Below are 11,862 nucleotides of genomic sequence, written 5' to 3' on the forward strand. Positions count from 1 at the left end.
GCTTCTGTCATCTGTCGCTGCCGGACCGAATCAATAGAATCGGAATGTCGGCCGCCTGCAGCACCCCGGCAGCCACGCTGCCGTATGATACCCGTGGCGAACCACTCATCCCGTGCGTGGCGATGGCGATGAGATCGGCACCTATTTCAGCGGCGGTCGTCAATATGGCTTTGACGACCAGCCCATTGGCCAACCGCGTGTCCGCCCGGATGTCTTTCTCGCGCAACCTGGCTTTGAGGGCTTCGAGATAGTCTATGGAAATTTTTTTGCGTTTTTCGAATTCAACCTGATAGCGGATCAGGTCTATCACTTCGTCCTGCTCCAGTAGTAGCGGTTCTTCTTCGACTTTCAGCAGCACCACTTCGGCATCTCGGATTTTTCCCAGCTTTTCGACATGCCCCAATATCGCTTCAGCGCGCTTCGATCCATCCACCGGAATAAGAATTGTTCGATACATGGTCGCCTCCTTTTATGCATAATTTCGGGTTTGTCTCCGCTGTCGGCTTTTCCTTTGGCCAGCGTAGGTTTATGCTCGGTAGCAGATTTATCGAATTGAACCTTGAAAGTGGGTGCATTCCCCGCGGTTTGCCGCGGGGAATCTTCAATCTTTTCGGCAGGCCTGTCGGTTAAAAAATTTAACAATGTCGGCTATCTTGCATTGGCGGGAGGGGGTCCGCATGACTCATGCCCTCCCAGCCCGAGATGGAACCTGACTTGGATGAAGCATCGTCGATTTAAGTATAGAAGCCGGCTTGTTGGCTGTCAAATCTTTATTGTCTTGCATCCGATCGTGCCTATATTGTACGTGTTTGGACGCTTTGGTTGTTATCAGTAAAAGGGAGGACATCATGCGAAGTGACTGGGCCACCCCAACACGGACCCCCCTTGCCATTACCACACGGTTGGCCGTTGCAGCCTTGATGCTGACGTTTGCCGGATGTATGAACACCTACGGTCGCTTCACCCTGGATGCCGGGGTGGATCGCGCCTTTCAAACAGGTGAGCGCCAGCCGGCCTACAACTACTTCTATGCGGGCAGAGACAATATGCCCTATGCGATTATCGGTATCGACCGCGACTACACCGTCCCGTCACGCTATTGGGTCCCCTTTGATCCGCAGCCTGACAGCCTGCGCCAGATGAGCGGCAACATTTACAATGAATATCGCACCCAGCCTTACGGTGCCTTGATCCTCGATACCGACGGCAAGGCGGTCGGCGTCTGGTATTCCACCGTATACAACCGCAGCGTCAAGGTTGATCAGCACAGCCGCACGGTTGAGGTCCTGTTCAAAAACCCGGAAAATAACGATCGGCCCATGTGATCCACATGAAATCGATCTATTTTCTCAGTTTCAACATGATCTCCTTTGTGCCCTATGCGTACGGGTTTTTAAAAAGCTATGCCCGGCAGGATCCTGCCATCGCTGCTGGGTATGCGTGGCAACCCCCCTTTACGACCCCGCAGCCGGTGGACGACGTGGTCTCGCGGATTGTGGACCCTGACCTCTTGTGCCTTTCCTGCTACGTCTGGAATCACAACCAGCAGATGGCGGTCGCCCGCCGGGTCAAAACGCGCTACCCGGATTGCCTGGTGGTCTGCGGCGGACCGCATGTGCCCGACCATCCGGGTGATTTTTTCTCACGCTACCCGCAGGCCGATATTCTGGTTCACGGTGAAGGCGAAATCCCGTTTGTCGGTCTCCTGCGGGAACTGCTTGAGGTAAAGCCGGATTTCGAACGCCTGCAGGGAATCTCTTTCAACCGATCGGGCAGCACTGTCACCGCGCCAATGGGGCCCCGGCTGGGGAAAAATCTGCCGGTGCCCAGCCCTTACCTCAACGGCAGCCTGGATGCGTTTCTGGGGGAGGAACACGGGAACCGGATCGCGCTGTGGGAGACCAACCGGGGATGTCCGTTTGCCTGCTGTTTCTGCGACTGGGGGGTGCGCACCAAAAACACCGTCCGCCTGCATTCAATGGGCCGGGTGGCGCAGGAAATTGAGGTTTTGGCCGCCAGGGGCGTTCAGGATATCTACATCACCGACTCCAATTTCGGTCTGTTCAAGAGGGATCTGGAGATCGCCAGGCTGCTGGTGGATGCGCGCCGACGCACCGGCTTTCCCAGGCGTGTCCGGATCCAGTTTGCCAAGACCTCCAATGAAACGGTATTCGCCATCAGCCGGCTGCTGTTCGAAAACGACATGCTCTGGGGAACGACGCTGTCCATGCAAAGTGTGGATCTGGATGTGCTCGAGGCGGTGGCGCGGCCCCATGTCGACATCGGCGTGTATGCCGATCTGAAAAACCGCTACCAGCAGCACCATATCCCCACCTATACGGAGCTGATCCTGGGGCTGCCCCAGGAGAGCCGCGAAACCTTTGTGAGCGGCATCGGCCGTCTGCTGGAAATCGGCATGCATGACGACATCCGGGTGTTCGAACTGGCCCTTTTGCCCAACGCGCCCCTGAGCCAGCCCGGCATGCGCGAGCGCTACGGCCTGCAGACCCGCTTCAAACCGATCCGGCTGACCGAGGCGGGCTTTGAAACAGAAGTTGTCGAGCTGGTGTTCGGCACCCGGACCATGCCCTATGCGGACTGGGCCTACTGCCTGCTGTTTGCCGAGATGATTCAGGCCCTTCACAACGGGGCCTTTACCCGCTTTATCACCATCTACCTGCATCGTGAAGGGCTTTTGTCCTACCGGCGGTTTTATGACGGACTGCTGGGCCATCTGCTCGAAAATGGGCATGGCGCCGGCCGGCTCTTTGTGAGGCTCAAGAAGCTGATCGACGATTACCATGCGGACCCAAACATGCCCCAGGTCAACCGCATCCTTACCCAGCCGGACATGCTGCAGCTGCTGCGCCGCTACCACCCGACCCGCAGGGGCTGGCCGCTGTGGACCTGGCTGTGGCTGAGTATCTGTGAGGACCAGACGGAATTTTACCGGTCGGTGGCCGACTTTATCGCTTCACAGGGAATCGCGCGTGATACCATGTTGGAAGACCTTTCGCATTACCAGCAGGCGATCATGCTGACGCCGGCATACGATCCTAAACAGGGCAAGGTTGTGGCCTGTCAATACAATTGGCAGGATTACTTTTTTGAAGGCGCAGATCTCAAAGCGATGGAAACCACCTTTTTTTTCAGAGACACCCACATGGGACCCGGCCGTCAATACCCCCTGGCTGCCGACGACCGGCAAGCCTTTGTGACGGCCGCCATCGGCTATTCCTACCCCTATTCGAAGTTCAGGCATTTTTTTCATCAGCCGGATTGTTTGGAAAAAAATCAGAATAAAGACAGGAGGGACCTGCCCAAGAAGCTCAGTTCGTCATCTCCCACAGTTCCTGCAAATGATTAACGGGGAAAATGGCGACATCGGTTCTTTTTTGGACCGTTTCGCCGCCATAAACCAAGCCGCTGCCACGGTGAATATGATCTGGAAAAACCTTGGCAAAATGATTCAGACCTTTGAAATAGTCTCTGGTGATCGTCATGCCGGATTTAATTTCGATGGGGAAGATATCCGATCCGCTGACGATTAACAGGTCTACCTCGTTTCCTTTGCTGTCCCGATAAAAAAAAAGATTGCTCCTTTTGCCTTGATTGAATCGGTATTTGAGCGCCTCGGCAACCACCAGGTTTTCAAAGAGGCTGCCCCTCAGGGGGTCTCTGGCCAGTTGATTTTCGTTTTCGATGCCCAGCAAGAGGGTTGCCAGACCGACATCGTAAAAATAGAGTTTCGGCGACTTGACCAAACGTTTGGAGATATTCTGGTAGTAGGGCTGCAGTTGAAAAACGATATAACTCGCTTCAAGCAATGACAGCCAGTTTCCAGCCGTCGTGTGGGAAACGCCGGTATCGTTGGCAAGGCTGCTGACATTAAGCAACCCACCGATGCGTCCGGCGCATAGCTGCATGAACCGTTGAAACAGATTCAGATCCTTGATGGCGACGAGCTGCCTCAGGTCCCTTTCAATGTAGGTTTGGTAATAGTCACCCAGGGCTTGGGTCGGGTTGAGTTGTTTGTCCCACAAGCGTGGATAAAAACCGTGATAAAGCAACCTGTCGATACCCGGTAATACAAATGCGGTTTGAATTTCGGCCATTGAGAAAGGGAGCAGTTTCACCAGGGCGGTGCGGCCGGCCAGGGACTGGTTGATGGTTTTGCTGACTTCGAACTGCTGACTGCCGGTCAAAATAAACAGGCTGTCTTTCCGGTCTTGGTCAACCAGTGGCTGGAGATAGGAAACCAGGTCGGGTGCCCGCTGAATCTCGTCCAAAACGGCCCCGTCCGGATATTGAGCTAAAAAACCCCTCGGGTCATCCACTGCGAATTGGCGGACATCCGGTGATTCAAGATTAGCATATGGTTTGTGGATAAAAACCTTGCGGCATAGCGTGGTTTTGCCGCTCTGGCGGGGCCCTGTAATGGTGACCACCGGATACTTGCCGGCCAAATCTTTTAATACTGATTCGATCGTTCGATTAACTTTAGTCATCGTGAGCGTCTAACCCAAAATGGTGTAATTTGCAACTTCTATTTTAAATTTACACCATTGTCGCGTAAAGGGCAGCACGCAACCTTTGAATTTTCATTACACCTTTTTGCTTGCTTTCGTTGCAGCGGTTCTTGGGCTTTCACAATGTGCCGACCCACTTGAAAACGAAAACTGCTTGATGGCCCACCTGCAATCCCCGTATTCCTCTCAATCCCCCCAATTCCAAAATCCTTCAATTCGGAATGTGGTCTGCCGATTGCCCGCTTCTCGCAGCATTCATCCGTCTTGCGACTGCCGACCTCCATCCCCTGTCAATGGTCAAACGGTACCTGAACACCCAAAAGTGACCTTAAACATAATTATAGGTAATTAAACATAGAAATATTTCTTTAACGATAAATTGCAGGCTGTTGGCGGGCAAAACACCAAATATGACGCCGGGTGGCTGAAAACCCCCACGATATGGTGGTGATGCCCGTCGTGTGTGGATCAGCGGCCATGCGGGTTGATGACCCAAGGGGCCTAAAACGCTAAAAAAACTTGACACGGGGCCGGGCCGCTGGTAGAAATGCGCTAAATTATTAGGTTCACAGGTGCCGGTTGGTTCTTTTTATATGGTAAATTCAATGGGTTCACTCCGGCATGGCGCTCTTGCAAAACCGACTTCGACAGTGGAATTCGTATTTTGAAGTTTCAGGTCTTCGTTCCTTCGCTGAGGGTCTGAAATTTTAAAATAAATGCCGACGGAAAGGAGGTGGTTGGGGAGCTATCGGCAGTACCGGCTACACGCACGATGATGACAATTATTAGGTTGCAGTAAACTTCAGATTAACCGCGTTAAGGAGGAAAGACCCGAGATGAAAAAACTATTTATCATTTTTGCCGTCCTGTGCCTGGCCGCTCCGGCCATGGCCGCCGATTGGAACTTCTATGGCAGCGCCCGCTTCGCCACCTTCTGGATCGATGATGATTCCGACGTGGCCGGTGAGGACAGTGACTCAGACTTGCAGTGGAACCAGCAGGGCAACAGCCGCATCGGCGCCAACGTCAAGTTCAATGACGAAATCGGCGGCCGCTTCGAGATGAGCGACAACTTCGGCAAACGTATACTCTACGGCACCTACAACTTCGGCGCCGGCCAGCTGCTCATCGGCCAGACCTACGCCCCCAGCGCCATTTTCGCTTCCAACAGCGTCTTCGACGGTGACGGCGACCTGCTCGGCATCGGTGAGTTTTATGAGGGTCGTCTGCCCATGATCCAGGCTACCTTCGGCGGTTTTCAGCTGGCTTTGATCAAGGCTGACGTTGACGGCGTCGGTGATCAGGATCTTGACGTTTCCCTCCCCAAAATCGAAGCCGCCTACACCTTCAAAGCCGACATGTTTAAGGTCACCGGTTTTGCAGGATACCACACCTATGAAGTCACACAGGCTGGTGTGGACTACGATGTTGACTCCTACGTTGCTGGCATCGGCGCCGGCATGAACTTCGGCCCGATTTTTGTCAACCTGGGCGCCCATATCGGTCAGAACCTGGGCAACTACGGCGCCTACCAGCCGTACATCAACCAAGATGCGGGATTCGGGGCCACCGATACGCTGGACAATGACGCTTTTGGGTGGCTGGCCGTGGTTGGTTTCAATGTCTCCGAAATGATCACCCTCGAGGCCGGTTACGGTTATACCGAGGCAGAGCTGGACGACAGCAACAATACCCAAGATGCCCAGCAGATCTACCTGAACGCCACGATCAACATCACCAAGGGCTTCTTCATCGTTCCTGAAATCGGCATGCAGACAATTAGTGAGGATGCATCTCCTGAGGAGCCCGAACGTTTCTACGTAGGTGCCAAATGGCAGATCAACTTCTAATCGCCGCCTTGCGGCTGGTTTAGAAGCTTAGCCAAATACGAAAACCCGGGGCTTCGGCCCCGGGTTTTTTTGCGCGCAAACGGCGGATGCCAGATTCCGTCGGAAGTTATCGGGGACATCATCGGTCTTCGCCAATCCGGCAAAACCCAGGAGGTAAATTCCAAATCACAAGCACCAAATCCCAAATAAATTCCAATTCCCAAATTCCAATCCAGCAGTCTGCACCGGGTTGGCAGCACGAGCCTGACTTGTGAATCGTTCTTAATTATGTCCCTTTATTCCCTGGCAGAAAATTCCGAATTCCAAGCTCCAAATCCCAAAAAATTCCAATATCCAAGTTCCAAACCAATGGCCGGCATCAGCTTGTCTGTGTAGTCCATCTCGCGCACCACAGATGGCCATGGTCTTTCCGGGTAGAAGCATTCATGCTCAGTTTCCCTACTGCGTAGGACCGGCTTCCAGGCGCGATGGGCTTTAGCCGATTTCGATACCGAATCCCGGCTGGAAGCCGATCCTGCACCAAAAGGAAGAAGTTCCTGCTGATGCCGAGCTACTATCGAAACACCCATCGCAACCACCCGAAGCGGCCTACCGACCTGTTTTGAGATTTGGTGCTTGGAATTTATTTGTGATTCAGATCGAAAGCAATGATGCTGCTGACCGCATCCATAAAAGCGATGGCACCCTCTTTGGACACCACGGCGATGATCAGCTCATCCTGGCCGTCATTGTCGAGATCCCCAACCACGAAATCGCTGACCCGGCCGCCGAAATTCTGGGTTTTCCACTGGGTCGCCAGCCCGAGGCCGTCCCATTGCATGGACTCGACGCGGGCCTTGCTGAAGGAGCGGAAATCCTTGAGCATGTTCCTGGCCAGTTCATCATGCCGGGCCACCATGATCTCGGGCTTGCCGTTCCGGTCGATGTCGGTGGCCCGGATGCGCAGGGGAAAAAACTGCTGATTCTGATAGCCCCGGTCGGTTTTGGCAAGCGTGAAGTAGGCGGTGTTTCCGCCGGAGCGGTCGCCGTCTTCCCAGATCATCTCGCCGCCGTTGCCGTAAACGCGGATGCGGTCCCAGTCCGAATAGGCGATGATAACACTCTGGCCGGTGTTGGTGATATCGGCATAGGTCAGGCCCATCAGATTGGTTTTGCCGCCGGTCAAAAGCTGCGTTCCCGGAACGATACGATCGCCCTGCCAGTTCATTTCATGGATGGGGCCGTTGAAAACCGAATCGTCCCCCATGAGCTGCCGCTGGCCTAAAAGCAAGGTCCCTTTGTCGTTGGTTCGGGCAACCCGGTAGTACCAGTTGCTGCCGGAAGATATAACCTTAAATTCCCGGCCTGTGTATTCCATGACGAAAGAGTCCACGGTCGTGCGGTTGGGCCCTAGACTGGTGACATAAATTTCAGGGGTTCCATTGCCGTTGATATCACCGACATCCACGCTGAGGTAGGTGCTGGTTCGGGTTTCGGCAATTTCGGAAGATTTGACCAACTGCTGGTTCTCCATGCGGTAGATGGAGACCAGTTTTTCAGAAACCAGAACGACCTCCTGTTGTCCGTCATTGTCCACGTCGGCGATACCCAGACCGGTGATCAGGGTTTTAAAATTGCGGCTTTTCCAGTAATTGCGGGTATCGGCAGCGGTTCCTGCCGCTATCGTGGAGACAAAGGCGGGATTGGGGGCATCGCTCTGACCGGCAACGGGCGCTGGGGATTCACCCTGCACCCCGGACTGCAGCAGTTTTTCCGGGTGCATGCGCGCATCATCGGCCGGTTGGGGGGACGGCTGGCCCCCTGCGGCCGGCGCGCTTCCGGCCTGGGTCGCCGGTGCCGCCGCCGGTCGCTGGGCAACGTCGCGGCCGAAGACCGTGGCGTTGATGTTGGTGGCGAACTGGTTGATCTGGGGGATCACCTCGCCCATGCCGCGCGTCTGGGCGAAAAAGGGCAGGGGGGCCTGTTTGCCGCTGACATCCACCATTTTCGCATCGATGCTCACGCTTTCGCCGAACACGGTCAGGCTGCCGAAAAGCACATAGTCGGCCTGAACTTTAGCGCCCACCAGCAGCGCCCGGCTTTCCCCGTCGAAGCCCTCGACCGCGTCCAGCGCCGCTTTGGTTTCACGCTTATTGACCACGTCCACCCGGTCCTGCCAGGCCAGCCGCGACCCCAGCATGTCCATGATGCCATCCTGCAGAAAGGTCATGTCCTTTTCCGCGTTGATGGTAAAGGGCAAAATGGCCACCCGGGCGGGGGCGGTGTGGGCGGGAACGGCGGCGAAGAGAAGCAGCAGGGTGGCAATGAGCAGCAGAATGAATCGCCTCAAATTATGGGATTGGATCTTCAAGGGTGTCTCCTGTGTGTATGGCTTGCTTTGGATTCCCACCTGCGCGGGAATGACATGTATTGTGATTTTTAAAAAAGATTGGTTATTTTATAGTGTCGGTATTTTTGTCGTGCCTTTGGCTGTGACGGTGTCGAAAAAATTTACCCGTGGTGTCATTCCCGCGCAGGCGGGAATCTATAACTATCTGAAACGAGTGGATCCCCGCCTTTGCGGGGATGACACCGAGATGGATTTACAGCTTTTTACGATTTTATCGGTTATGCCAAGTCTACCAAGCTGATTGTCATTTCCCGCAGGCGGGTCGAAGCTTTAAATCAGACGTTGGTAAATATCTTCCCAGTTTGGATTGTTCTTTTCAATCAAATTAATCTTCCAATCACGGTTCCATTTTTTGAGCCTCTTTTCCCTTAGAATCGCTTCTTCGACGTCTTTGTAAGCTTCAAAATAGACCAAGTTTTTTAACCCATACTGTTTTGAAAAGCCTTCAACCAGACTATTCTTATGTTGCCAGATGCGTTTGATGAGATTCGATGTAATTCCAATATAAAGTGTCCCGTTTCGTTTGTTGCAAAGGATGTAGACATAATATTGTTTGTCGGGCATTTGCATTCATTTGAAACTTGATGGTTCCGTAAAAAGTCGAAATTTCAGGTTTATTGTCATCCTCGCGAAGGCGGGGATCCATAAGATTCAGATAGTTATAGACTCCCGCCTCCGCGGGAGTGACACTGTTTGTGACTTTTTACGGGTTCATCAAACTTGATGGACCCAGAAACAGTTGAGAATACATCTTTGGTGTCATTCCCGCGCAGGCGGGAATCCATTATTATTGCAATGGTTGTAGATCCCCGCCTGCGCGGGAACGACACAGATAGAGACTTTTTACCCTAACTTTTTCCGCAGTATTTCATTCACGATTTTCGGATTCGCCTTTCCCTTGGTCTGCTTCATCACCTGACCGACGAAAAACCCCATGAGCTTTTTCTGGCCGCCACGATAGCGCTGCACTTCATCCGGGTTGCCGGCGATGACCGCATCGACGATGGGGTCGATGGCCGTGGTGTCGGACACCTGCACCAGCCCTTTTTCCTCGACAATAACCTGGGCCGTTTTGCCGGAAGCGGCCATGGCTTCGAAGACCGTTTTGGCGATTTTACCGCTGACCACGTCTTCGTCCAGCAGGTTGAGCAGGCCGGCCAGGTTGGCCGGCGATATGGGCGATCGGGTGATATCGAGGCCGCGGGCGTTGAGCAGGCCCAGCAGGTCGCCCATGATCCAGTTGGCCACCGTTTTGGGCTGATCGAATTCAGCCAGGCAGGCTTCGAAGTAATCGGCCAGTTCACGGCTGGCGGTCAGAACCCGGGCATCGGCGTCGGGCAGACCCAAGTCGGCCACGTAGCGGGCCCTGCGCCGGGCCGGCAGTTCGGGCATTTCGGCACGCATGGACGCGATCCAGGCCGCGTCGATGACCAGGGGCAAAAGGTCCGGATCGGGGAAATAGCGGTAGTCGTGGGCATCTTCCTTGCCGCGCATGGATACGGTCCGGCCCTTGTCCGGCTGCCACAGGCGGGTCTCCTGGACCACCCGGCCGCCATCGTGGAGGATCTCCCGCTGGCGGGCGATTTCGTAATAGAGGGCTTTTTCGACATGCTTGAAGGAGTTGAGGTTTTTCACCTCGGTGCGGGTGCCCAAGACCGACGACCCAGTGGGCATGATGGAGACGTTGGCGTCGCAGCGGAAGCTGCCTTCCTCCATGTTGCCGTCGCTGATGTCCAGGTAGCGCAGGATGATCCGCAGCTGGCGCAGGTATTCGCCGGCGGCCTCGGGGCTGCGGATGTCCGGCTCGCTGACGATTTCCATCAGCGGCGTACCGGTTCGGTTCAGGTCCACCCGGCTGACGGGACGGTCGGGATCGTGGATGAGTTTGCCTGCATCCTCTTCCATGTGAATGCGCGTGATGCCGATGCGCAGGGGTCGGTCGTCAACCTCGATGTCCAGGTATCCGCCGGTGGCGATGGGCAGTTCGTACTGGGAGATCTGGTAGCCTTTGGGCAGATCCGGGTAAAAATAGTTTTTGCGGGCGAAGCGGCTTTCCGGCTGAACGGTGCAATGGGTTGCCAGGGCCATCTTGATGGTGAAGTCCACCACCTTCCGGTTGAGCATCGGCAGCACGCCGGGCATGCCCAGGCATACCGGACAGGTGTGGGTGTTGGGGGGCGCGCCGAAAGCCGTGGAGCAGCTGCAGAAGATCTTGGTTCGGGTTTTCAGCTGGGCGTGAACTTCGAGGCCGATGACCGGGGTGAATTCCATCTGATTGATTCCGATATGGGTGTTGCGTCTGTCTTTGAACCTGTTGAAAAGCCAGTCTCCATCCAGCCCTTCAGCCTGCCGCCTTCAACCGATCAACCTTTTTGAGTAAAGGCATGCCATAGCACCAACGGCAACGATTGTAAAGGTTGGCGCGGCCACTGACATCCTGCGGCGTCTCGCCTTTGTTCGGGCTTGGTTTTTTGGCCATTGGCATTTGTCTTCATCGTAGGCGCAAAGCCTACCATCGATCGGCCATTTCACCATTCCCCGATCGGTGCATCCTCCCACACCAAAATCGGCACCCGGCCGATGGTTTTGTGGCGGCTCCTTTAGTAAACAGCATTCAGAAATTCAGTTCCGTTAAAGTCCCCGCTTATCAATCACCTTACCGATGACCGAGACGTCTGTTTTCATGAATCGAACGACGTGATTCCGGGCGGGAAAACGAACAGCAGCGGACTCGATTCCAATCCCACGACCAACGGGCAGATGCATGCGCGTCTGTCCCCAACGCCGAAAGGTGAAAAGGAGAGGTTACATGAAGGAAAAACTGTACAAGAAGGAGATCTGGCTCACGGTGATCTTTTCCGTCCTGCTGATGCTCATGGGTCACAGTGCATCGCTTTTCGTGCTTTTGCCCGGGATGCAGTCCGGCTCCATGTGGGGCTTTCCCATCCAGTACATCCTTCCCATCCTCATGGGCTGGTTCGGCCTGGCGGCGGTCTGCCTGGTCATGACGCTGGTATGCAACAAGTTCGATGATGAGATGGATGAACTGTCTGCCAAAACCAAAAAAGAACGCATCACGGTCAAGGAATAAGGG

Annotated in this window: 11 protein-coding genes; 5 read left to right on the plus strand and 6 right to left on the minus strand. The window is 54.6% G+C overall.

Features of this window, described 5'->3' with window-relative positions:
• Window positions 1-7: 7 nt before the first annotated feature.
• Window positions 8-457 (minus strand): universal stress protein, encoded by a 450-nt coding sequence (locus R6V78_RS14005; RefSeq protein WP_410289989.1) that lies wholly within the window; start codon window positions 455-457, stop codon window positions 8-10.
• 391 nt (window positions 458-848) lie between these two features.
• Here R6V78_RS14005 and R6V78_RS14010 point away from each other — a divergent pair, with 391 nt between their 5' ends.
• On the plus strand, window positions 849-1,325 hold the full coding sequence (locus R6V78_RS14010; protein WP_410289990.1) for a hypothetical protein: 477 nt from the start codon (window positions 849-851) through the stop codon (window positions 1,323-1,325).
• Window positions 1,326-1,330: 5 nt separating this feature from the next.
• Window positions 1,331-3,367, plus strand: a complete 2,037-nt coding sequence (locus tag R6V78_RS14015) for a B12-binding domain-containing radical SAM protein (protein ID WP_410289991.1) — start codon at window positions 1,331-1,333, stop codon at window positions 3,365-3,367.
• Here R6V78_RS14015 and R6V78_RS14020 read toward each other — a convergent pair.
• A complete protein-coding gene (locus R6V78_RS14020; RefSeq protein ID WP_410289992.1) occupies window positions 3,330-4,508 on the minus strand; it encodes an ATP-binding protein in 1,179 nt (392 codons plus the stop codon). The genes R6V78_RS14015 and R6V78_RS14020 overlap by 38 nt on opposite strands.
• A gap of 857 nt (window positions 4,509-5,365) precedes the next feature.
• Between R6V78_RS14020 and R6V78_RS14025 the strand changes: the two genes are divergently transcribed.
• The gene (locus R6V78_RS14025; protein WP_410289993.1) at window positions 5,366-6,379 is read left to right on the plus strand and encodes a hypothetical protein; all 1,014 of its coding nucleotides are present in this window, start codon (window positions 5,366-5,368) and stop codon (window positions 6,377-6,379) included.
• Between the two features lie 275 nt (window positions 6,380-6,654).
• Here the strand turns inward: R6V78_RS14025 and R6V78_RS14030 are convergent, their stop codons facing one another.
• Complete coding sequence (locus R6V78_RS14030; RefSeq protein WP_410289994.1) at window positions 6,655-6,948, minus strand: hypothetical protein; 294 nt, start codon at window positions 6,946-6,948, stop codon at window positions 6,655-6,657.
• A gap of 53 nt (window positions 6,949-7,001) precedes the next feature.
• A complete protein-coding gene (locus R6V78_RS14035; RefSeq protein ID WP_410289995.1) occupies window positions 7,002-8,729 on the minus strand; it encodes an FG-GAP-like repeat-containing protein in 1,728 nt (575 codons plus the stop codon).
• Here R6V78_RS14035 and R6V78_RS14040 point away from each other — a divergent pair.
• A complete protein-coding gene (locus tag R6V78_RS14040; RefSeq protein WP_410289996.1) occupies window positions 8,695-9,009 on the plus strand; it encodes a hypothetical protein in 315 nt (104 codons plus the stop codon). The genes R6V78_RS14035 and R6V78_RS14040 overlap by 35 nt on opposite strands.
• 29 nt (window positions 9,010-9,038) lie before the next feature.
• On the opposite strand, the gene R6V78_RS14045 is transcribed toward R6V78_RS14040, so the two are convergent.
• Both R6V78_RS14045 and gatB read right to left on the minus strand, forming a co-directional pair.
• On the minus strand, window positions 9,039-9,332 hold the full coding sequence (locus tag R6V78_RS14045) for a GIY-YIG nuclease family protein (protein ID WP_410289997.1): 294 nt from the start codon (window positions 9,330-9,332) through the stop codon (window positions 9,039-9,041).
• A gap of 279 nt (window positions 9,333-9,611) precedes the next feature.
• The gene (gene gatB / locus R6V78_RS14050) at window positions 9,612-11,054 is read right to left on the minus strand and encodes an Asp-tRNA(Asn)/Glu-tRNA(Gln) amidotransferase subunit GatB (RefSeq protein ID WP_410290071.1); all 1,443 of its coding nucleotides are present in this window, start codon (window positions 11,052-11,054) and stop codon (window positions 9,612-9,614) included.
• Window positions 11,055-11,577: 523 nt separating this feature from the next.
• Between gatB and R6V78_RS14055 the strand changes: the two genes are divergently transcribed.
• Window positions 11,578-11,859, plus strand: a complete 282-nt coding sequence (locus tag R6V78_RS14055; protein ID WP_410289998.1) for a hypothetical protein — start codon at window positions 11,578-11,580, stop codon at window positions 11,857-11,859.
• Window positions 11,860-11,862 lie beyond the last annotated feature (3 nt).

The organism is Desulfosarcina sp., from assembly GCF_046496365.1.
In the GTDB taxonomy this organism is placed as follows: domain Bacteria; phylum Desulfobacterota; class Desulfobacteria; order Desulfobacterales; family Desulfosarcinaceae; genus Desulfosarcina.